Origin of the sequence: Flavobacterium cupriresistens (assembly GCF_020911925.1) — a bacterium.
In the GTDB taxonomy this organism is placed as follows: Bacteria; Bacteroidota; Bacteroidia; order Flavobacteriales; family Flavobacteriaceae; genus Flavobacterium; species Flavobacterium cupriresistens.
The window spans coordinates 345,295-368,476 of record NZ_CP087134.1 but is presented as its reverse complement, the minus strand read 5'-3'; the positions used below and the strand labels follow the sequence as shown (position 1 = coordinate 368,476).

The 23,182-nt window shown below is 30.8% G+C and carries 24 protein-coding genes; all 24 read left to right on the top strand.

Annotated features, from left to right (window positions below):
* The first annotated feature begins 2 nt into the window (after window positions 1–2).
* The 24 genes from LNP23_RS01735 to LNP23_RS01620 all read left to right on the top strand — a co-directional run bounded on the left by LNP23_RS01735 (window position 3) and on the right by LNP23_RS01620 (window position 23,091).
* Window positions 3–1,073: a Wzz/FepE/Etk N-terminal domain-containing protein gene (locus LNP23_RS01735; protein ID WP_230003360.1), complete on the top strand. Its 1,071-nt coding sequence runs from the start codon at window positions 3–5 to the stop codon at window positions 1,071–1,073.
* Between the two features lie 34 nt (window positions 1,074–1,107).
* Entirely contained in the window at window positions 1,108–2,118 is a 1,011-nt protein-coding gene (gene pseB / locus LNP23_RS01730; RefSeq protein ID WP_230003358.1) for a UDP-N-acetylglucosamine 4,6-dehydratase (inverting), read from the top strand.
* A complete protein-coding gene (gene pseC, locus LNP23_RS01725) occupies window positions 2,118–3,278 on the top strand; it encodes a UDP-4-amino-4,6-dideoxy-N-acetyl-beta-L-altrosamine transaminase (protein WP_230003356.1) in 1,161 nt (386 codons plus the stop codon). Before pseB ends, pseC begins: the two co-directional genes overlap by 1 nt.
* 6 nt (window positions 3,279–3,284) lie before the next feature.
* Complete coding sequence (locus tag LNP23_RS01720; RefSeq protein WP_230003354.1) at window positions 3,285–5,057, top strand: cytidylyltransferase domain-containing protein; 1,773 nt, start codon at window positions 3,285–3,287, stop codon at window positions 5,055–5,057.
* A 14-nt stretch (window positions 5,058–5,071) separates the two neighbouring features.
* Window positions 5,072–5,524 (top strand): YhcH/YjgK/YiaL family protein, encoded by a 453-nt coding sequence (locus LNP23_RS01715; protein ID WP_230003352.1) that lies wholly within the window; start codon window positions 5,072–5,074, stop codon window positions 5,522–5,524.
* 55 nt (window positions 5,525–5,579) lie between these two features.
* Entirely contained in the window at window positions 5,580–6,221 is a 642-nt protein-coding gene (locus LNP23_RS01710) for an SGNH/GDSL hydrolase family protein (RefSeq protein WP_230003350.1), read from the top strand.
* Window positions 6,218–6,775, top strand: a complete 558-nt coding sequence (locus LNP23_RS01705) for a GNAT family N-acetyltransferase (protein WP_230003348.1) — start codon at window positions 6,218–6,220, stop codon at window positions 6,773–6,775. Before LNP23_RS01710 ends, LNP23_RS01705 begins: the two co-directional genes overlap by 4 nt.
* The gene (locus LNP23_RS01700; RefSeq protein WP_230003347.1) at window positions 6,772–7,638 is read left to right on the top strand and encodes a methionyl-tRNA formyltransferase; all 867 of its coding nucleotides are present in this window, start codon (window positions 6,772–6,774) and stop codon (window positions 7,636–7,638) included. Before LNP23_RS01705 ends, LNP23_RS01700 begins: the two co-directional genes overlap by 4 nt.
* Window positions 7,635–8,678, top strand: a complete 1,044-nt coding sequence (gene pseI / locus LNP23_RS01695; protein WP_230003345.1) for a pseudaminic acid synthase — start codon at window positions 7,635–7,637, stop codon at window positions 8,676–8,678. Before LNP23_RS01700 ends, pseI begins: the two co-directional genes overlap by 4 nt.
* A 5-nt stretch (window positions 8,679–8,683) precedes the next feature.
* Complete coding sequence (locus LNP23_RS01690) at window positions 8,684–9,712, top strand: hypothetical protein (protein ID WP_230003342.1); 1,029 nt, start codon at window positions 8,684–8,686, stop codon at window positions 9,710–9,712.
* A gap of 25 nt (window positions 9,713–9,737) precedes the next feature.
* Complete coding sequence (locus LNP23_RS01685) at window positions 9,738–11,144, top strand: lipopolysaccharide biosynthesis protein (protein WP_230003340.1); 1,407 nt, start codon at window positions 9,738–9,740, stop codon at window positions 11,142–11,144.
* Window positions 11,141–12,166, top strand: a complete 1,026-nt coding sequence (locus tag LNP23_RS01680; protein ID WP_230003338.1) for a hypothetical protein — start codon at window positions 11,141–11,143, stop codon at window positions 12,164–12,166. Before LNP23_RS01685 ends, LNP23_RS01680 begins: the two co-directional genes overlap by 4 nt.
* 66 nt (window positions 12,167–12,232) lie before the next feature.
* On the top strand, window positions 12,233–13,246 hold the full coding sequence (locus tag LNP23_RS01675; protein WP_230003336.1) for a glycosyltransferase family 2 protein: 1,014 nt from the start codon (window positions 12,233–12,235) through the stop codon (window positions 13,244–13,246).
* A 124-nt stretch (window positions 13,247–13,370) separates the two neighbouring features.
* Window positions 13,371–14,678: a hypothetical protein gene (locus tag LNP23_RS01670; RefSeq protein ID WP_230003325.1), complete on the top strand. Its 1,308-nt coding sequence runs from the start codon at window positions 13,371–13,373 to the stop codon at window positions 14,676–14,678.
* Window positions 14,679–14,710: 32 nt separating this feature from the next.
* Window positions 14,711–15,634, top strand: coding sequence for a glycosyltransferase family 2 protein (locus LNP23_RS01665; RefSeq protein WP_230003323.1), 924 nt, complete (start codon window positions 14,711–14,713; stop codon window positions 15,632–15,634).
* A gap of 11 nt (window positions 15,635–15,645) precedes the next feature.
* Window positions 15,646–16,404, top strand: a complete 759-nt coding sequence (locus LNP23_RS01660; RefSeq protein ID WP_230003321.1) for a glycosyltransferase — start codon at window positions 15,646–15,648, stop codon at window positions 16,402–16,404.
* A 10-nt stretch (window positions 16,405–16,414) separates the two neighbouring features.
* The gene (locus tag LNP23_RS01655) at window positions 16,415–17,248 is read left to right on the top strand and encodes a glycosyltransferase (RefSeq protein WP_230003320.1); all 834 of its coding nucleotides are present in this window, start codon (window positions 16,415–16,417) and stop codon (window positions 17,246–17,248) included.
* Window positions 17,249–17,250: 2 nt separating this feature from the next.
* Window positions 17,251–18,153 carry an NAD-dependent epimerase/dehydratase family protein gene (locus LNP23_RS01650; protein ID WP_230003318.1) on the top strand — a complete coding sequence of 301 codons (903 nt, stop codon included), beginning with the start codon at window positions 17,251–17,253 and terminating at the stop codon, window positions 18,151–18,153.
* An 87-nt stretch (window positions 18,154–18,240) separates the two neighbouring features.
* Window positions 18,241–18,789 carry a dTDP-4-dehydrorhamnose 3,5-epimerase gene (gene rfbC / locus LNP23_RS01645; RefSeq protein WP_230003316.1) on the top strand — a complete coding sequence of 183 codons (549 nt, stop codon included), beginning with the start codon at window positions 18,241–18,243 and terminating at the stop codon, window positions 18,787–18,789.
* Window positions 18,789–19,637, top strand: a complete 849-nt coding sequence (rfbD, locus tag LNP23_RS01640) for a dTDP-4-dehydrorhamnose reductase (protein ID WP_230003314.1) — start codon at window positions 18,789–18,791, stop codon at window positions 19,635–19,637. Before rfbC ends, rfbD begins: the two co-directional genes overlap by 1 nt.
* A gap of 32 nt (window positions 19,638–19,669) precedes the next feature.
* Window positions 19,670–20,539, top strand: a complete 870-nt coding sequence (gene rfbA / locus LNP23_RS01635) for a glucose-1-phosphate thymidylyltransferase RfbA (protein WP_230003313.1) — start codon at window positions 19,670–19,672, stop codon at window positions 20,537–20,539.
* Between the two features lie 32 nt (window positions 20,540–20,571).
* Window positions 20,572–21,534: an MraY family glycosyltransferase gene (locus LNP23_RS01630; RefSeq protein WP_230003311.1), complete on the top strand. Its 963-nt coding sequence runs from the start codon at window positions 20,572–20,574 to the stop codon at window positions 21,532–21,534.
* Window positions 21,534–21,959, top strand: a complete 426-nt coding sequence (locus tag LNP23_RS01625) for a WxcM-like domain-containing protein (RefSeq protein WP_230003309.1) — start codon at window positions 21,534–21,536, stop codon at window positions 21,957–21,959. Before LNP23_RS01630 ends, LNP23_RS01625 begins: the two co-directional genes overlap by 1 nt.
* Window positions 21,952–23,091, top strand: a complete 1,140-nt coding sequence (locus LNP23_RS01620) for a DegT/DnrJ/EryC1/StrS family aminotransferase (RefSeq protein ID WP_230005126.1) — start codon at window positions 21,952–21,954, stop codon at window positions 23,089–23,091. Before LNP23_RS01625 ends, LNP23_RS01620 begins: the two co-directional genes overlap by 8 nt.
* The last annotated feature ends 91 nt before the right edge of the window (window positions 23,092–23,182 follow it).

Here is a 23,182-nt window from a genome sequence, read left to right as displayed (position 1 = left end):
CGATGACGAAAATACCTACAGAAAACAATGAAGTTTCATTGAAGGAAATAATAGATACGTGTAAAGAATGGTACACACTTTTGATTTCGAAGTGGAAAGTTATTGTCTTGTCCGGATTAATTGGTGCTACTTTAGGATTGGCTTATTCTTTTACTAAAAAACCTATTTATACTGCTAGTTTGTCATTTGCATTAGAAGATAATAAGTCTGGAGGAGGATTGGGTAGTGCATTAGGTTTGGCAAGTTCTCTCGGATTAGATATAAACGGTGGAGGAGGTAGTATTTTTTCGGGAACAAATTTAGCGGAATTGTTGAAATCTCGTTCTATGGTAGAACAAACGTTGCTAATGCCAGTCCCTGCATCAAATGGAAAGATGATTTCTTTAGCAGAGCTGTATATTAAGAATAGTGGGTGGCGTGAAAAGTGGAAGGATGATCCCAAATATGCATCAGTTCTTTTTTTGCCTAATAGTAATCGTAAACACTTTACAAGAGTTCATGATAGTATTTTAGGAGTTATGTATAAGAATTTATCTAAAAGTGCATTAACCGTAGAGCAAAAAGATAAGAAAATTGCAATTGTTACTATTGATATGAAATCTGGTGATGAACTTTTTTCAAAATATTTTGCTGAAGCTCTTGCGAGAAAAGTATCTGATTTTTATATAAGTACCAAAAGTAAAAAAGCCCGAATGAATATGGAAATTTTGGAAAGGCAGACCGATTCTATTAGACGGGAACTAAATGCTGCAATCACTGGAGTTGCTGTGGCAAATGATAATACATTTAGTTTAAATCCGGCATTAAATGTACGTCGAACCCCATCAGTAAGAAAACAAGTGGATGTTCAGGCTAATACAGCAATATTAACAGAACTAGTTAAACAAACTGAATTGGCCAAAGTTACTTTGCGCAGGGAGACTCCTTTAATTCAGGTCATTGATAGCCCGATTTTGCCTTTAGATAAAAAAAGTTTTGGAAAAATTAAAGGAATTATTTTAGGTGGTTTTTTAGGGGGCTTTTTAAGTTCACTTTTTTTAATTATTAGGTTGGTATTTAAACATTTAGTTTAGATATATTTTTTTAAATATTTATAATAATTCATATATGTTAAATAATAAAGTAATACTTATAACAGGAGGAACGGGGTCTTTAGGAAAAGCCCTTACGAAACACATTTTTAGCACTTATCCATTAGTTAAGAAAGTGATTATTTTCTCAAGAGATGAGCAAAAACAGTTTCAGATGGCGCAAGAATACCCTTTAAGTGGGTATCCGCAAATTCGATTTTTCCTCGGAGATGTTAGAGATGAGCAAAGATTAATTAGGGCTTTTCAAGGTGTTGATTATGTTATTCATGCAGCAGCAATGAAACATGTTCATTTGGCGGAGTACAATCCTGATGAGTGTATTAAAACCAATATAGGAGGGGCGCAAAATGTGATTCATGCCGCTATGCAAACAAATGTTCAAAATGTAGTTGCTTTGTCAACAGACAAGGCCTGCGCACCAATTAATCTTTATGGTGCGACGAAATTAACTTCGGATAAATTATTTGTTGCTGCAAATAACATTAAAGGTTTTAATCCTATTAAGTTTTCAGTAGTTAGATATGGGAATGTTATGGGGTCTAACGGATCTGTTATTCCTTTTTTTATCAATAAAAAGAAAGAAGGAAAATTACCAATTACGGATATTTCAATGACGAGATTTAATATTTCGCTGCAAGGAGGTGTGGATATGGTTATGCATGCAATGAAAAACGCTTGGGGTGGGGAAATCTTTATACCAAAAATACCATCTTATAGAATTACAGATGTTGCGCAGGCAGTTGCACCGGATTGCCCAATTGAAGTTGTTGGAATTAGACCAGGTGAAAAGATACATGAAGAAATGATTACCGCTTCGGATTCTTTTTATACTTATGACTTAGGTAAATATTATACTATTTTACCTTCTGTACCTAATTTTAATTTAAATGAATATCTAAGTCATTTTAATGCCAGTAAAGTAGAAGAAGGATTTAATTATAATTCCGGATCTAACGAAGATTGGGAAACAGTTGATAGTCTGAGAACTTTGATAAAAAAACATGTTGACGCAAATTTCGAATTATAATGGGAAATAAAGTTATACCTTACGGCAGACAAGATATTACACACGAGGATATTAATGCTGTAATTGAAACGTTACAGTCTGATTTTTTGACTCAAGGTCCTAAAATTAAAGAATTTGAGAAGAAATTTGCTGAATCTGTTGAAGCAAAGTACGCGGTAGCAGTAAATAATGCAACAGCGGGTCTTCATATTGCAGTTATGGCACTTGGACTTAAAGAGGGAGATAGAGTTATAACAACACCTATAACTTTCGCAGCTTCGGCAAATTGTGTTCGATTTGTTGGTGGCGAAGTTTGGTTTGCTGATATTGATAGAGATACTTATTTGTTATCGCTTGAAAGAACAAAAGAACTTATTGAGAGTAAGCCTAAAGGGTTCTTTAAAGGTATTATACCTGTTGACTTTGCTGGGCTTCCCATCCAATTAGAAGGGTTTAAACAATTGGCTGATATGCATGGGTTGTGGATACTTGAAGATGCTTGTCATGCTCCGGGTGGATATTTTTTAGATTCCAAAAAACAAAAACAATATTGCGGTAATGGAATTTATGCGGATGCTGCTGTTTTCTCATTTCATCCTGTGAAGCATATTGCCTGTGGAGAAGGAGGTATGGTGACCACAAATTCAGAAGATGTTTATAAAAAGTTATTGCTTTTGCGTTCACATGGAATTACAAAAGAGAATATGTCAGAAAATCATGGTGGTTGGTTTTATGAAATGCAGACTTTAGGCTTTAATTATAGAATTACCGATTTTCAGGCTGCTCTGGGGATATCACAATTGGCTAGAAATAAAAATGGAGTTGCAAAAAGAAATGAAATTGCGAAGAGATATAAGGATGCATTTAATGGGAGACTTAAATTTCAAGTTTTACCTGATAATAGTTTAAATGCACATCATCTTTTTGTAATTGAAGTTGATAACAGAAAAGAATTATACGATTATTTGCATCAAAATAATATTTATGCTCAAATTCATTATATTCCCGTTCATCAGTTGCCTTATTACAAAACGATTGGATATAATTCTGATACAGATTTGAGTAACTCAGAAGATTATTATTCAAAATGTATTAGCTTACCAATGTATCCAACTTTGACTGAGGAAGAACAAGAATTCGTTATAGAAACAATCATGGCATTCAGTTCTAAAAATAATTAAATTAATATGGCGTATACAATAATTGAAGTTGCTAATACTCATGGAGGAGATATCAACTATATTAAAGAACTAATATTGCAATTTTCGAAATTTAGTGGAAACTTCGGGATGAAGTTTCAGCCACTACATCCAGATAAATTAGCGACTAAAGATTTTGAATGGTATCCCGTTTATCAGGAATTATTATTTGACTCTTCAGAATGGAACGACATAATTAGTTTGGCTGGTAATACTAAAGATGTCTGGTTGGATATTTTTGATGAATACGGTGTTCAAATTTTGGAAGAAAACCATTCAAAGATTTATGGGATTAAACTACAAGTTTCGGTACTTTTTAACTACGCTGTTTTAAATGCCTTGTCTAAAGTTGATCTTTCTCAAAAGAAATTAATTATAAATGTTGCTTCTTTAGATTTAAATGAAATTGAATATTTTCTAAAAAAATATGAAGACAATTTGAATCCTGAAGAAATTTTAATTGAAGTTGGTTTCCAAGGATATCCTACTTTATTGCAAGATTCGGGAATTTCTAAGATTAAAAAGATAAAGGATATTTTTTCGAAGAGAATTGTTTTTGCCGATCATGTCGATCGCGAGTCTGATTATGCAGTGTGGTTACCTGTTTTGGCAATTGCATCAGGTGCTGACATTATTGAAAAACACGTGTTGTTGGAAAACGCAGAGACTAAATACGATATGTATTCCAGTCTTGGAGTCTCGCAGTTCATTAAGATGGTTGAAGGAATTAATAATTATGAGGAGCTGTTGAATGCTGATTTTATTAATGAAAGAGAGTGTCAGTATCTGGAAAAATCAATAATGAAACCTTTATTGAAAGAGAAAAAAGAAAAAGGGGAGTATTTATCAATTGAAAATGATTTTGAATTCAAGAGGTCTGGAAAAGAAGGTTTAAATTCAAAAGAAATCAAGGGTTTAATTTCTGATTTCCATATAATTTCCACTTCCAAAAATAAGGGAGATACTTTACAAAAGGAAGATTTTAAAAAAGCTAGTATTGCTGTAATAATAGCATGCAGGCTAAAATCGACCAGACTCAAAGAAAAAGCGTTGCTTAAAATTGGTGATCTTACTTCGGTAGAGTTTTGTATAAAAAATGCGTGTAAGTTTGATAATGTTAATAATGTAGTTTTAGCAACATCAAATTTGGATTCTGATTTACCTCTTAAAGATTTTACATATAATCAATCAGTTATTTTTCATCAAGGAGATCCAGAAGATGTTGTACAGAGATATTTGGATGTAACTAGAAAATTACAAACTGATGTAGTTATTAGAGTAACTGCAGATTGTCCTTTTATTGATAATGAAATTTGTAAAGTTTTACTTAAATCACATTTTGAAAGTGGTGCTGATTATACAGCTGCTAAGAACGCAGCAGTTGGAACGAATTTGGAAATAATAAATGTTCAAGCTTTAGAAAAAGTAAAGAGTTATTTCCCATCTGCTGATTTGTCTGAATATATGACTTGGTATTTCATGAACAATGAGGAATATTTTAAAATTAACTTAGTTGATTTGCCAGAAGATTTAGTTCGTGATTATAGATTGACATTGGATTATGATGAGGATATAACGTTATTTAATAAAATTTATGAAAATTTAGGTTCAGCTTCAACTTTCACGCTTAAAGATGTTTTTAAATTATTAGACGAAAACCCTGAATTGGAAAAGATAAACGGGCATATTAAACTTAAATATAAGACGGATCAAAGTTTAATAGATACTTTAAATGCTAAAACAAAAATAACTACTGTTTAATTTGGAATATTATTATGATAACTGATAAAATAGAGAATATTGGATTGTATAAAGTAATTTATCATGAAATTGATAAGTTAATTGATGTTTTGGTTGACCAATCTTTAGATTCCATATCTGAAAAAGTAATAGATAATAATATAACATTGATTCCAATAAATAGTGAAAGTGTTACAGCAGAATTTAATGGAAAAATTTTAGAGGCTCATAAGAGACTTATGGATATCCATATTACTGTTGAGGGATATGATGTAATTGCCTATGCAGATGTTGATTCTGAAGTTGAGGAATATTTGCAATATAATGAAGCGGATGATTATGCTTTGTTTACATCAGATTTGATAAAAAAAATTGTGGTTCCTAAGGGATACTTTTGTATCATTCCCAATAATTTTGCTCATATGGCATTATATGACGGTCATGTAAATGTTAAGAAAATTGTTGTGAAATTGCAAGCTGGATTATAATGATTAAGTTGGCTTGTTTTAATTTATTAGTGAAAAAATAGTGAAAATTTTATTTTTGACAGATTCTTTATCTTTACCACGTAAATATGATACCGGTGAAGTTGATTATGAGCAGACATACATTCCTATGCTTAGAAAAAGATTTCCAGACATTTTAATTGTAGATGTTGCAATGGGCGGCGCTAAGATTACCGATTTGTTAGTTCAGTGTTTTTACTATAAACAATTTAAACCTGATCTTGTATTTATGCAATGTGGAATTGTTGATTGTGCACCAAGATCGTTTAGTTTATTGGAGAAAGTATTAATTGAGAAATTCAGATTACGTAAATTTTCGAGGATATTTGAGAAAAAATTTCGAAAATTTCGAAATTGTACCTATACGAATAAAACGGTTTTTTTAGACTCATTATTAAAAATTAGAATGTCATTTGAAAATGTTCCTTTTTTTTCAGTGGGTATTCTGCAAGTTTGTGAGCAATACGAAATTTTGGTACCCGGAATAAAGAAAAATGTGAGAGAGTATAATCACATTTTAAAGGAAAATACAAATTATATTAATAATGATGATTTTCCATTAGATGGAATTATTTCAGATTTTCATCATTTAAATGAATTGGGGCATAAGCTGATTTTTGAAAAATTAGAAAATGTTATTAATGCTCAGGTTGGATCTGATTTTTCTAGTAAGAGATGAATAAATACAAAGTATTAAATAAGCAGGAATTTAAGCTGGAGAATTTTTCACTTGTGCCTATTCGTTATGAAGATCGTTTAGATATAATGAAATGGAGAAATGAACAAATCTATCATTTGCGTCAGGATCAACCATTAACTGTTGATAACCAAGAGCATTATTTTAATAATGTTGTGTCTAAGCTTTTTGAGCAGGAAAGACCTACGCAAATTCTATTTTCTTTCTTAAAAAAAGATGTATGTATTGGATACGGAGGTTTAGTTCATATTAATTGGATTGATATGAATGCTGAAATTTCATTTATAATGGACACTGATTTAGAGGAGAACCATTTTCATGATTATTGGAGGATATATCTCGGGTTGATTGAACAATTAGCGTATAATGAATTAGATCTGCATAAAATATACACTTATGCTTTTGATTTAAGACCTCATTTATACAAAGCGGTTGAAGCTGCAGGTTTCTTAAAAGAAGCTATACTTAAAGAACATTGCAAGTTTCAAGATAAATTTATAGATGTTATTATTCACTCTAAAATTAATGAGAAATGAAAATAGGATTATTAGCATCGGGAGGATTAGGCTATAGTATTTTACAACAAGTGGCTTTATCATGCGAATTGGAATTCGTCATGACAGATAAAAGTTCTATTTCAATTCAAGATTTTTGTAAAACTAATAGTTTACCTTATTTTGCAGGTAATCCAAGAGATGGAAATTCAGATGAATTTTTATCAAAAGTTTCATGCGATGTATTGATCTCAATAAATTATCTTTTCTTAATTGAGCAAAATATTATCGATGTTCCTAGTATTTTAGCTTTTAACATCCATGGATCTTTACTTCCTAAATATAGAGGAAGAACACCCCACGTATGGTCAATAATTAATAATGAAATTGTAACAGGAATAACTGCTCATTTAATAGATTCTGGATGTGATACAGGAGACATTATAGCACAAGTTCAAATAGAAATTAATTCGAAAGACACAGGAGCTTCAATTTTAGAGAAATATGAAGCTAGTTATTTTCCATTAGTAGAAAGTGTATTAAATAAAATTGATAATAATAATTTAGTTACTACTCCTCAAAATAATTTTAAAGCAACATATTTTGGAAAAAGGACTCCTGAAGATGGTCAAATAAATTGGTCCTGGCAACGTGAGCGAATCTATAATTGGATAAGAGCACAATCTTTCCCTTATCCAGGAGCATTTACTTATTATATGAATCAAAAAATAACTATCGATTGGGTTGAATTGGATGATTACGGTTTTGATTATAATTTGCCTGATGGAACAATTATTACGATTGATCCAATTAGAATAAAAACACCTAATGGCTTATTGAAAATAACAAAGTTAAGAAATGCAATAAATAATGTTATTGTTAATAATAAATTTGAAAATATATGAAAATTGATTCTTTTGAAATAAATAATTCAAGCCCTGTTTTTATAATAGCCGAACTTTCTGCGAACCATAATGGAAGTATCGAAGTTGCAATTGAAACAATAAAAGCAGCTAAAAGAGCCGGCGCTAACTGTATCAAACTACAAACATATACTGCTGATACACTTACAATCGATAGTGATAAAGAAGACTTTTTAATTAAGGGCACTATTTGGGAAGGAAAAAACTATTACCAGCTTTACCAAGAAGCTTATACTCCTTGGGAATGGCATGAAGAACTATTTAAAGTAGCAAAAGAAGAAGGTCTAATCTGCTTTTCGTCACCATTTGATAAAACTGCTGTAGATTTTTTAGAAGAGCTAAATGTACCAGCGTACAAAATAGCTTCTTTTGAAATAACTGATATTCCTCTAATTGAATATACCGCTTCTAAAGGTAAACCAATTATATTATCGACAGGAATAGCTGAACAAGCAGATATAGAATTGGCTTTAGATGCTTGTAAAAGAGTGGGTAACAATGATATTGCATTACTGAAATGTACTTCTAGTTATCCAGCTCCGATTGAAGAAGCAAATATGTGTATGGTAAAAGATTTAGCAGAACGTTATAATGTAATAAGTGGTCTGTCTGACCATACTATGGGTGCAACAGTTCCAATTGTAGCCACAGTTTTTGGAGCCAAAATTATAGAAAAGCATTTTATACTAGATCGTTCTATTGGTGGTCCTGACGCATCTTTTTCTATGAATGAAGAGGAGTTTACAGCTATGGTAAAAGCAATTAGAGAGGCCGAAAGCGCAATAGGAGTTGTTGATTACAAATTGACTGAAAAGCAAATAAAAGGAAAAGATTTTTCTAGATCACTGTATGTTGTTGAAGGTATAGTGGCAGGTGATGTAATAACAGAAGAGAATGTACGGTCAATCAGACCTGGTTTTGGTATGCATCCAAAACACTACAATGAGATTTTAGGGCAGAAAGTCTTAACTGATTTAGAAAAAGGAGATGCATTAAAATGGGAACACCTTATTAATAATTAAACCATATGAAAATAAAACTATTTAGTTTTTTAGTTGTTCTGGTATTTTGCATTTCTTGTAGTGCTCAAGACGAAGATGATAATGATAAAGTTATTACGCAAAGAATAACAACTAATGAAGGGATGAATAATGCTTTTACAGATTTGGTTTTTTTTAATAATAAATGGTTTATTTCATATAGAGAGTCAGATAAACATGGTTTAGGAAAGGATGGTGTGGTGAAAGTGTTAAGTAGTTTTAATGGTGTGAATTGGGATCTTGTAAAAGAATACGTAATGCCGGGGATTGATCTTCGAAATGCATCATTTACTGTTAATGATAATCAACTAACTGCTTATATACATGGATCAAAATATGTTAATCGTGAGTTGGTTGCTTTTACAGACTATAAAACTGATTACAATAAAGAAAGTGGTGAGTGGTTAGATTTGAAGGATGTTGTATTAGACAAAAAGAAAGGTTACGAGACAAAGCTTTTAGGTAATGAAGCTTGGCCTTGGAAAGTTACGTGGTATAAAGGAAAAGCATATTCTTTTGCCTATGGTTTAAATGGACTATTCGATTTATATAAAAGTTCAGATGGTTTGAAATTTAACAATACCAATTCTGTTCAAAAGATGAATGGTACACCTACGGAAGCTACTTTAGAAGTTGATGAGGAAGGAACGTTTTATGTTCTTGTCAGAAAAGATTTTTCGAATGGAATAATGGGAAAGTCTACTGATAGAGGTAATTCATGGGAATGGTTTGGTGAAATTCCAATTTATGATTTTGGAGGACCGGATTTTGTGTTTTATAAAGGGGGTATTTTATTAAGTGGAAGGGAATCTCATCAGGTGATTTTGGGATATTATAATTTTAAAACAAACAGCTACCAGAAAGTAATGACGTTAAAAAGTGGCGGAGATTGTTCTTACCCTGGAATGGTCATTAAAGATGGTTATTTATGGATGAGTTATTATTCTGCACACAGAAATACTACGGGTACTTCTATTTATTTTTCTAAAATTAGTTTAGAAAACTTAGGCTTGTAACTGTTAGAAATTCGCTATAATTATTATGTTTAAAAAAGTAGTGTTCCATAGTCTTATATATGGATTAGGTCCTTTTGTGCCAAAAATAATATCCTTATTAATGTTGCCTATTTTTACTAAGTTCTTAACAACTGAGGATTATGGTATACAGTCAGTCATGAATTCTAGCTTAGGTTTGATCAGTGTTTTATCAATGTTAGGATTGCAACTCCCAATGTCCAATGTTTTTTTTCAGCATTCAAATCATTTTAAAAAACGTTGGGGACAATTCTATGGTTTTCTTAACATCTGGATGATTTTTTACTCATTCCTACTAGCTTTTATTATTTATTTAGTTATTCCAAAAGAAGTCGGTGAAAATTTATATTGGATTATTATATTAAATATTATTCCAATTGTTTGTTTTGGACCGGCTGATGTCATTGGTCAATTATATTATCAACTGAATCAGAAGCCTAAACAGGTTGTTATTAGGACAATAGTTATTTCTTTTATAACAATTGCTCTTAATTTTTATACGATTGTTGTTTTAGATTTGCATTATATGGGGTGGTTTATTGCTAACTGTATTTCCATGTTACTACTTCATTTTTCATATTGGTATCCTTTACATTATATTCTTAAAATTAAACCAATTTACAAATTTAAAAGAGTTGTATTAAGAAAAGGCCTATCTGTTTCTTTACCCATGTTGCCCCATTATTATGGAAGCTTTTTATTAAGTTCGTCGGATGTTTTATTGTTGAAGTTTTTTCTAATAAGTACTTCCCAAATAGGTTATTATGGTTTTGCAACATCTTTTGGTGGATTAATGGCGATGGCAGTTGGAGCAATAAATACAGCAGCTGCTCCAGTTATTTCAGAACAGATAAAATTAAAAAATTATGATTCGGTTAGAAGCCTAACTTGGGGATTACAGTTTTTATTAATTGTTTTATCCTCTGTAGGGTGCTTTTGGCTAAAAGATGTTTTTGAAATAATGGTGAATAATGATGAACTTAAAACAACATATTTTTTGGCGGCAATCTTTATTATGTCACATAATTATAGGCCAATGTACTTCGGAGTTGCGACCGTATTATTTTACCGTGAAAGAACTCGTAATTTGTGGAAAGTGACTTTTGGTGCAGGAATAATATGTGTTTTATTGAACGTTTTATTTATACCAATTTATGGAATAAAGTGTCCTGCGTATATACTGTTTTTTAGTTATTTAATTATGGGATATGGTACATTTTTTCTTAAAGATTATAAAGAAGTAGCAGTTGCAGAATTTAAACCGTTATTGTGGCTATCGCTTACGATTTTTTCATTTGCAATTGTCCTGATTGTAGTTGACTTAACGTTTGTATATAAAATTTTAATTTCTCTTCTCTATATTTTAACTATTCCAGTTTATTTTTATCAAAATTTAAAAAGCCAAAAAACATGAAAGAAGTCTTATTAAGGAACTTGCTTAAACATAAATTTACAAGAGAGTTTTTAGATTCTTTTATTAAAATCAAAAATCATGATAAGAATAATTTTTTGTTACAAGAGAGTATTCGCCGCAGTGCTATTTCAGTTTTTGAGTTTGATAAACTAGCACTAAATATTCCTCCCGCTTATTTTCATGCTAATGGAGATATTCAGTTGTATGGGTTTTATCATGGATTATTAAAGTATATTAATGGAAAAAATATAGGATATCATGTTGCCAATGAACATGGGTTTATTTTTTCAAGTTTTGTTCATAAGCATTTTCTATATCAAGATACTATTATAACATTTAGTGATTACCGGGAAAAACACATCAGTAAAGAATATCCGACTAAAAAAATTATAAAAATTGGCCCTTACATTCATTATGTTGATTCATTATTAAATAATGACGATTTTAAAGAGTTAAAGATTAGACTAGGTAAAACGTTATTAGTTTTTCCCTTTCACTCTATAGATGGGGTCATTAGCGAGTTTGACAATGAAGAACTATTGTCTGTAATTGAAGAAAGAAGAAAAGATTTTGACACTATTTTAGTATGCCTTTATTTTAAAGACATACAGATAGGAAGAGCAAAAGATTATATAGACAAAGGTTACAAGGTTGTTACCGCTGGTCATAGTAACGATGCTTTTTTTCTCAATAGATTAAAATCTATTATGGAGTTGTCAGATAGTATCATTTCCAACGAAGTGGGGTCTTATATTGCATATGCCGTATATCTTAAAAAGACAATTGAATTAATTCGCCAGAAAACGGTTCTTTCTTATGAAAAATCTAATGAAAATAATGCTAATGCTATTGCCTTAATTGATATTAGGAAACATTGGGATGAATATAATCTAATGCAGGATAAATTATTTAAGATTTTTGATGGTCATATTTTAAATAATAGTGATTATGAATATGTAACTACTTTATTTGGATTGAACCACATAAAAACAGCTAGTGAACTTTACGAACTTTTAGAATAATAATTGCTTTTAGGCGAATGTCAATTTTACCTAGCAATGTCTTTTTAAGAATTATAAAATAATAAAATGACAACAAACTTTCAAGGGAGAGATGAGGTAAAGATGCCTCTGGTTACAGTTATATTACCTTGTTATAATGCAGAATTATATGTCGAGGAAGCGGTACTTTCGATAATGAATCAAACATACACCAATCTGGAAATTTTGGTTATTGACGATTGTTCGAATGATGATACAAATTCAATTCTTAAGAGACTTTCAATGGAAGATAGTCGAATTAGGTTAATTCGTAATGAGCAAAATCTAAGATTAGTTAAAACTTTAAATAAAGGAATTGACGAAGCAAGGGGTATGTTTATTGCAAGAATGGATGCAGATGATGTTTCGCTACCTGAAAGAATAGAAAAACAGATGGATCTTATGCTTTCTAATCCGGATGTTGATTTATGTGGTACAAGCTACTCTATAATTGACGGAATTGGAAATAAATTGAAAACAGAAGTGAAGGTCCCATCAACTTGTGAGGAAATAAAAACTGCATTATTATTTACGTGCCCTATGGGACATCCTACTGTTCTGTTTAGAAAAGAAAAAATTCAAAGTTTAGGGAGTTACGATGAAAATATGATTAATATTGAGGATTATGAACTTTGGTTACGTGTAGCTCTAAAAGGGAAGATGGTTAATCTGCAAAATCCTTTACTTAAATATCGATGGCATGGAGAGAATATAAGTATTTTAGGGCGGGACGTTAAGAGAAATTCTGTAAATCTGGCAATATCAAAAAATTCGGAATATGGTTTCATTGAAAAGTATCGAGAATTGCATCTTAAAATGATATTAGCAGAATGGAATTATTCTATAAATGAATTAAGGAGTTTTAATTTATGGAAAAAAGAACTTGCAACTCACGTTGATGATCTAGATGCCTTTGTTAAAGTATTTGATTCTTATTACTCGTTAACTATGCTATGTGTTATTAAAAATAAAAATTCTTTAAAAATTAAACTGTTTGCATTTTTTAATATTTTAAGAATAAAACCGATTTATACATTTCAACATTTTTTTAATAAAATCTAATAGACCTAATATTTTTAATGATAAGTTATATTTGCAGTTTTTTAATTTATTTTTAGTCCTATTATCAATTAAAAACTACCTTAACTGTATATGTTAGAAATTTATTCAATATTGTGCCCTTTTTATGCAGAATTTTTTAAAGTATAAAACTTTAGAGAAAATTTTAATATTTTTTCTAACCTTTTTTTATATTTACTCGGTTCTATTTCCAGGAATGCCAGCAGGAACAAGAGTCCTGATAGGAGCACTTGGAATATTAATTTCATTGTTTGATTTCATTGTCGAGATAGCAATAAAGAAGACAATACGTTTTTCAAAAAAAAGCTTAAAAATTATTTTTTTAAGTTTGTTAATTGCTCTGTTTTCCTTACTTGTTTTAGTATTTAAACACACTTCAGATCTAGAATTTGTTAAATATCCATTTTTTATTATTCAATGGTTTGGTGGAGGTTATTTACTTACGATAATGCATCGAAAGGTATATGGCTCAATTAAGTTTGAAAATGTTGGTTTTTTTATTGTCGCGAGTGTTCTTTTACAGGTTATTATTGCTTTTTTGATGTTTGTTTCAAGCCCTATTAGAGATCTGTTTACTAGTATAAATTTGAACGAACCATCTACAGGGGAGGCGTTTAGAGAGTTTAGATTAGTAGGTTTTGCCAGTTATTATTTTGGGGCTGGTATAATTTGTGGATACGCTTTGATATTAATCCCTTTATTAATTCCCTATACTGGAAAGAAAAGTCAAATTCGTTTTTTGGCTTTTTCTTTTATCTTAATTCTCGCCTTGGGGATGATGATGTCTAGAACAACAATGTTAGGAGGTGCAATTGCAGTGTTAATAATGATTTTACCTTTTAAGTTAGGATTGAATTCTCGCAAGAAAGTAAGATTGTTTCTAATGTATACGATAATAATACCTTTGTTTGTATTACCCGTTTTTTTCTTGCTGGATGATAAATTAATTGAGACTATACAGGTGGCTTCTGAATTTGGATTTGAAATGTTTTATAATTATTTTAATGAAGGTAGTTTAAGTACAGGTTCAACAGATGAAATGAAAGAAATGTATAAGCTTCCAAATAATAGTGTCACCTATTTATTTGGAGATGGTATATTTTATGCGAATCAATTAAATGACTCTTCCGGATATTATATGGGGACAGATATTGGTTTTCTACGTTTAGTTTATTATTTTGGAATTATAGGTAGTTTATTATTTTTTTTATTGCAATTTGTTGTCTTATGTAAGAGTATTTCTTATGTGATTAATAAAAGAGTGAAAATATTATTTATTGTTTCTATGTTTTTATTTCTTTTGGTTTTGAATTTTAAAGGGCTTACCGATTTAATATTTTTAAACGTATTGTTTGGTGGGTTTTGGTTAAATAAAAGGAACAAAATTACTTTTAAAGGAAAAGAATTAATATAAATTTTAAGGAAGCCTTCTGGTTTACCATGCTAATGAATAGAGAAAAGGGATTAGTTTCAGTAATTATACCAAGTTATAATTATGGTTGTTTTATAACTGAGACAATAAAAAGTTTGCAAGCCCAATCATATACCAATTGGGAAGCAATTATAGTTGACGATTGTTCACTTGATAATACGCAAAGTATTGTCGAAATTTTAATTACGCAGGAATCTCGTTTGTTTTATGAAAAACATACTGTGAATAAAGGACTTCCAGCAACTCGTAATACGGGTTTGAGGAAAGCTAAGGGTGAATTTATTCTATTTCTTGATGCAGATGATGTGATTTCTCCAAAGAAATTAAAGTTGCATATTGAGCATTTTACTCAGAATTGTAAAATAGATATTTCATACTCTAATTATTTTTTCTTTAGAGATGGTCATATAAATGATCGATATTTTACTAGAATGCTAAATCATGAAGAAGGGTTAAGACCAAGTGAAGGAGGTAGGGAAATCTTATTTCCAATTTTTTTGAGAGATAATATGATTGCTGTTTTGGCACCATTGGTTAAAGCGAGTTTAGTTGAAGAAGTGGGCTATTTTAATGAAGAGTTAAGACAAAAAGAAGATTGGGATTTCTGGATGAGATGTGTTTTAAAAGAGGCGAGTTTTGCTTATTTAGACAACCCTGATGCGTATGGCTTAATAAGGGTTCATGGAGGTAGTTTGTTGGATAATAAAAAGGAGGCATTAAGTTATAGTGATGAATTCTATACTTCTTTAGGAGATTTATTGTTACAAAATTCAAGTTTATATTGTTCGGAATTGAAACAATATGAGTCGTTTATGAAGAAAAGAATGATTAGAGAGTTTGTAAAAAAGTCTTTGAAAATGATGGGATTAATGAGCTTTGCTCGAAAAGTTTATAAAAAAGTGAATATATTCAAACTTAAAATAGTATCATCAAGATGATTTCAGTTTGTATGGCTACATATAATGGCTCAAATTATATAAAAAATCAAGTTTTTTCTATTTTGAAGCAATTAAAAGAAAATGATGAATTAGTAATTTCTGATGATGGTTCTACAGATAATACATTAGATATTATACGGTCATTTGATGACCGGAGAATTGTAATTTTAAATCATAAGAGAAATGAAAGTATTAGAAAGACTACATATCCACATTATTTAGTATCATCTAACTATGAGAATGCATTAAAACATGCAAAAGGAGATTTAATTTTTTTGGCAGATCAAGATGATATTTGGATGAATAATAAGATTGAAATAATGACAAATTATTTAAAGAATTATTCTCTAGTTATGAGCGACTGTTCTGTAATAAATGAGTCGGATGTAATTTTTTCGGACTCTTTTTTTAGTAACATTCATTTACCAAGGGGGCTTTTTTTAAACATTACAAAGCCTATTTATCATGGTTGTTGTATGGCTTTTCGTCGCGAAGTTTTGGATCTGGCTTTGCCATTTCCAAGGCAAACTATACTTCACGATACTTGGATTGGAGTTATAGCTGAGAATTTTAGTGATGTGAAATTTATAGATGATAAGTTGGTTAGGTATAGAAGGCATTTTAATAATTCGTCATTTTCAGGAGGAAAAAGTAAAAACAGTATTTACTTTAAGATGATGTATCGAGTAAAATTTTTGTGGCAGGTTATAGAGAGAATATTTAGTATTAAATTAAATGTTTTATTATATAAGGATTACAAAGTAAGTTAAACAAAAAATTGTGATTGAAAGAGTGAAAATAAGCGTTGTAATGTCTGTTTATAAAAATGATAATGACTCATTTTTTAAGGAGGCAATAGAGAGTGTCTTGCAACAGACCTATCTTCCATCTGAAATAATTTTGGTTGTAGATGGAGAAGTTAATATTGGGATAGATAGTTTATTGTTGGATTATGAAAAGAATAAATTATTCAATATAATTAGATTACCTAAAAATGGAGGGTTAGCCAATGCGTTAAATGTTGGAATTCAGTCTTCAAAGTATAGTTTAATCGCAAGGATGGACTCTGATGATATTTGTTTTAGTGATAGATTTGAAAAACAAGTCGAACACCTAGTAAAATATAATCTCGACATTGTTGGTGGTCAAATAATTGAATTTGGAAAAGATATTAATGATGTCGTCTCTGCAAGAAAAGTTCCTCTTGAACATTTAGAAATGATTGATTTTATGAAGGTAAGAAGTCCTTTTTCACATCCAACTATTTTATTTCAAAAAAATGTATTTGAAAAATTGAACGGGTATGATATTAAAACCTTTCCAGAAGATTATGATTTTTTTGTAAGAGCCTATTTGAATGGATTTAGATTTGGAAATATTGATCATGATGTTTTATGGTTTAGATTAGGAGAGGATCGATCTAAAGCGATAAAAAGACGTTGGGGGGTTCAATATGCTAAAAATGAAATAAAATTATATAAGAAGTTTTTACATATGGATTTTTATAATTATGTAGATTTTTTAAAAGTCATATTTTTAAAAATTCCATTACGAGTTTTACCATTTCCAATTTACAAATACGTGTATTTTAATATTTTAAGGAAGAATAGTTAGCAATGAATGTAAATATAACTGGAGTTTCGGGATTTGTTGGTAAAAATCTATCAGCTTATTTAGCAAATAATACCTTCTCTATAACTTCAATTTCATTACGTGATAAGATTTGGAAGCAAAATTTAGATGGAGATGCAATAATTCATTTAGCGGGAAAGGCTCATGACACTAAAAATATAAGTGATGCATCTGAATATTTTACCATTAATACCGAATTAACAAAAGAATTATTTGATTTTTTTTTAGAAAGTCATATTAAAGATTTTATCTATTTTAGTAGTGTAAAAGCTGTCGCTGATGAGGTTTTAGATATCTTGTTTGAAGATGTCCAGGCCTCTCCTAATACTCCATACGGAAAATCAAAACTGCAGGCTGAAGAGTATATATTATCAAAAGTGATTCCTCGAGGAAAGCGGGTTTTTATTATTCGTCCTTGTATGATTCACGGTCCAGGAAACAAGGGTAACTTAAATTTACTTTATAATGTTGTAAAAAAAGGGATACCTTATCCGTTAGGAGCTTTCCATAACGAACGATCATTTTTGGGGATAGAAAATCTTAATTTTATGATTAAGCAAATTCTGGATAATAAAAATATTAGTTCAGGAATCTATAATTTTGCTGATGATGAGGTTTTGTCGACAAATGAATTAATAAAAATTATTTCTACTGTTATTAATAAAAGGAAATTTTTACTTCATATTCCTAAAGTGATTATAAATGGAGCAGCTAAGATTGGAGATTTTGTTAAATTGCCTTTGAACTCAGAGACTGTTCAAAAATTAACAGAAAACTATAGAGTTTCTAATCACAAAATAAAGAGAGCAATAGGTATAGAAAACCTTCCCAATACAGCTAGAAAAGGATTAGAGAAAACTATTGAAAGTTTTATGGAAAAAAAATAAAGTATAAAACTATACTTAATACTAATAAATAAGATCAATCGAAAGAGAAAAGTGATTGTTTTTGTCAAAAATGAACTATATATTAAAATGAATATAGAAAAAACATTTATAAAAGATTTACTAATAGTTGAACCAACCGTTTTTGGAGATGAAAGAGGTTATTTTTTTGAATCCTATAGTAAAACAAAATTTGAAGATTTAGAAATTGATATTGATTTTGTTCAAGACAATCAATCTTTTTCAAAGAAAGGAACCTTAAGAGGGCTGCATTATCAAAATCCTCCTTTTGCTCAGACAAAATTGGTACGTGTATTAGAAGGTGAAATTATTGATGTAGCGGTAGATTTAAGAAAAGATTCGCCTACCTATGGTAAAGCCTTTAGCGTTTTATTATCTGCAGAAAACAAAAAACAATTATTAGTACCGGAAGGCTTTGCACATGGTTTTTCTGTGATTAGCGAAACAGCTTCTGTAATGTATAAATGTGATCAGTTCTACAATAAAGCAAGTGAAGGAGGAATTAAATATGACGATCCTTCTTTGAATATTGATTGGGGAATGAACTTAGATGATGCTATTGTTTCCGAAAAAGATCAGATTCTTCCTTTTATTGAAAATTGTAATAGTTTATTTTAATGAAAAAGATCTTAGTAAGCGGAGCTAACGGACAATTAGGATCAGAGTTAAATCTTTTGTCGGAAAACTATAATCAATTTGAATGGTTTTTTGCTGACAGAACACATCTCACTCTAGATAATTTATCGGTTTTGGAAAATCAGCTGGGTTTGGTTAATCCAGATATAATTATTAATTGCGGTGCGTACACAGCAGTTGATAAAGCAGAATCTGAACAAGAACTTGCAGACACCATTAATCATTTGGCTGTTGGAGTTTTGGCAAAATGGTCTTTAAAAAATGATGCGAAATTGGTACATATCTCAACTGATTATGTATTTGATGGAACATCTTCAATTGCCTTAACCGAAGATGCTTCAACTGATCCGATTAATATTTATGGAGCAACTAAATTGGCTGGTGAGCATTTATGTTTGCAAAATAATCCGCAAGCGATAATTTTGAGAACATCATGGGTATATTCCAGTTTTGGAAACAATTTTGTGAAAACCATGTCTCGATTAATGAAGGAGAGAGAGACATTAAGCGTTGTTAATGACCAAATAGGAAGTCCAACTTATGCAGCTGACTTGGCGGAAGCTATTCTAACGATAATTACCCATTCAGATTGGAAAGCCGGGATTTATAATTTTTCGAATGAAGGTGAAATTAGTTGGTACGAATTTGCATTGGCAATAAAGGAAATAGGAGGTTATACTTGTGAAGTAAGTGGAATCCCTTCGTCTTCATATCCTACTCCGGCAAAAAGACCAGCATATTCTTTATTAGATAAATCAAAAATTAAAAAAGAATTTCAGGTCAAGGTCCCGAATTATAAAGAGAGTTTAAAAGTAATGATGAGTTTATAAATTTAAAAGTCATTTGATTTAAAAGTAAAAATATGAAAGGAATTATATTAGCTGGTGGATCAGGAACCAGATTGCACCCATTAACTTTAGCAGTAAGTAAACAGTTAATGCCGGTTTATGATAAACCAATGATTTATTACCCGCTTTCAACTTTAATGATGGCAGGGATTAATGAAATTTTAATTATATCTACCCCTCATGATTTACCGCATTTTAAAAAATTACTAGGTGATGGGGCGAACATAGGATGTAAGTTTAGTTATGCGGAACAACCCAATCCAAATGGGTTGGCTCAAGCTTTCGTAATTGGAGAAGATTTTATTGGTAATGATAAAGTGGCTTTGGTTTTAGGAGATAATATCTTTTTCGGAACCAATATGCAACAATTGCTAAAAGAAAATGCAGATCCTGTTGGTGGAGTTGTTTTTGCTTACCATGTTTCAGACCCTGAACGTTATGGTGTTGTAGAATTTGACGACAATAAGAAGGCGATTTCGATTGAAGAAAAACCAATAAACCCAAAATCAAATTTTGCCGTTCCGGGATTATATTTTTATGATAATTCGGTTGTCGAAATTGCAAAAAATATCAAGCCAAGTGCCAGAGGCGAATACGAAATTACTGATGTAAATAAAGTCTACTTAGAGCAAGGAAAGTTAAAAGTTGGGATTTTAAGCAGAGGAACGGCCTGGTTAGATACAGGAACGTTTAACAGTTTAATGCAAGCGGGACAATTTGTTCAGGTACTAGAAGAACGTCAAGGTTTAAAAGTAGGTTGTATTGAAGAAATTGCCTGGAGACAAGGTTTTATATCTTCAGAACAATTAAAAGATCTAGCTGAGCCATTAAAAAAATCAGGTTACGGTGAGTACCTTTTGAACATTTTAAAATTTAAAATATAATAGAACATTTTCTCGAAGTTCTAATTTAATCTATGATATACAGTATTTTATTTTTTATTTTATTTATAATTGAGTTACTCTATTTCAGAGTAGCAGACAGGTTTAATATTATTGACAAACCAAATTTAAGAAGTTCACATACTGAAATTACGCTAAGAGGAGGTGGTGTGATCTTTTGGTTTGCAGCATTGCTCTATTTTGTTCAAAATACCGGTTATAATTATTTTTTCTTTACCGGTATTACTTTGGTGAGTTTAGTAAGTTTTTGGGATGACATTCAAAGTTTGTCGAATAAAATTAGAATATCGGTACAGTTTTTTGCTATTAGCTTGATTTTTTATGATCTGGGTGTATTTAGTAACGTACCAGTTTTAGGAATCGTTTTTGCTTACATTTTTGCTATTGGAATTATCAATGCCTACAATTTTATGGATGGTATAAACGGTATTACAGGTTTGTATACCTTGGTAGTAATGGGATCATTGTGGTACGTAAACAAAAATGTGCAACTTTTCACAGATAGCGCTTTCATAATTTATTCCATGGTAGCAAGTTTAGTTTTCTTATTTTTTAATTATAGAAAAAGAGCCAAATGTTTTGCCGGTGATGTCGGGAGTATTGCCATCGCCTTTTGGGTGATTTATCTGATCTTTAAGTTAATTTTAGTTACCAATTCGATTATTTGGCTTCTATTTTTAGCAGTCTATGGAGTTGATGCTATCTGTACAATTATGCATAGATTATATCTTAAACAAAATATTTTTGAAGCGCACCGATTGCATTTTTATCAGATATTGAGTAACGAGTATAAAATACAACATCGAATTGTAGCTCTGATTTACGCGATAGCACAAAGTATTGTTTCTGTTTTAGTGGTGTTTTTATATCAGAAAATAGATGCCATTTTGGTTATTGTTCTAATAACGCTACCACTTATCATAATATATTCTCTGAAGTTTTATATGATTCGTAAAGCGAGTTTAAAAGTAAGCTAATGGAACCAAAAATAATTCAAGGAGGAAATTTTTCAGATCATAGAGGGACGATCTCTTATGTAAATGATTTTAGTTTTAAAGATATTGAAAGGTTTTATATTATCAGTAATTCTGAAAGTAATCCTATTCGTGCCTGGCAGGGGCATAAATTAGATGCGAAAAATTTTTACTGTATAAGTGGTTCTTTCAAAATTCATTTTGTGAAAGTTGACAATTGGGAAACACCATCAAAGGATTTAAGTATTGAAACACATATTGTATCCGTTTCAGATAGTAAAGTTGTTCATATCCCAGCGGGTTATGCTAATGCAATAGAGTCTTTAGAAAAAGATTCTAAATTAATTTCATTTTCTACTTTGCCTTTATCAAATGTAAGTGAAGATGATGTTAGATACGATTCAAATTATTGGAAAATCAATGGCTAATAATAAAGTCTTTCTTTCGTTGCCGCGGCTTAGCGGTAATGAGCAAAAGTACATTCAAAAAGCATTAGGTGACAATTGGATCACTTCAGGAGGACCAAATGTTGATGATTTTGAAAATGATTTAGAGGAATACCTCGGAGATGGTATTTCGGTTGCAGCATTAAATTCAGGTACTTCAGCTATTCATTTAGCGTTAATTTTACTTAAGGTAGAAGCAGGGGATGAGGTGATTTGTCAAAGTATGACATTTTCTGCGTCTGCGAATCCTATTTTATATCAGGGAGCTACGCCTGTTTTTGTAGATAGTGAACCAGATACCTGGAACATTTGCCCTGAACATCTTGAAATTGCAATTAAAGAAAGAATTGCTAAAGGGAAAAAGCCGAAAGCCATTATAGCCGTACATCTATATGGAATGCCTTATAAAGTTGATGAAATTCAGGTTGTCGCTGATAGATATGAAATTTCTGTTATTGAAGATAGTGCTGAAGCACTAGGAAGCAGTTATAAAGGAAAAAAGTGTGGTACTTTTGGAGATTTTGGAGTTTTTTCTTTTAACGGAAATAAAATCATTACAACTTCAAGTGGAGGTGCACTTATCTCACGCTCTAAGAGACTAAAAGAAAAAGCTATTTTTTATGCTACCCAATCAAGGGATGAAGCAATCCATTATCAGCATAGTGAAGTGGGGTATAATTATAGAATGAGCAATGTTTGTGCAGGAATCGGAAGAGGGCAGATGGAAATTTTGGATTCTAATCTGGATGCCAAAAGACAAATTCATGATTTTTACGTTAACCTGTTTAAAGACATAAAAGAGATAACCGTTTTTGAAAACCCAAGTCTCGAGTATGATTCAAATTACTGGCTAAATACGATTTTGATTGAACCTAGTCAAAAGGTAACCAGAGATGTTTTGTTGCAAGCTTTCGAAAAAGCCAATATAGAATCAAGACCGTTATGGAAACCAATGCATTTACAACCTCTATTTTGTGACTATCCATTTTATGGGAATGAAGTTTCCAATGATTTATTTAGGAAAGGTTTGTGTCTTCCATCAGGAGTAAACCTTAACGATCAGGAAAAAGGACGAATAAAAAGAGTTATTGATAAACTCTGTGAAGTCGCATAATGAGAAGACTTAACTTATAAGTTGCCTCTGATTTAATATATCTAGTATTAGACTATTTTTTGAAGCAATAGGAGACTAATGCTTTAGTTAT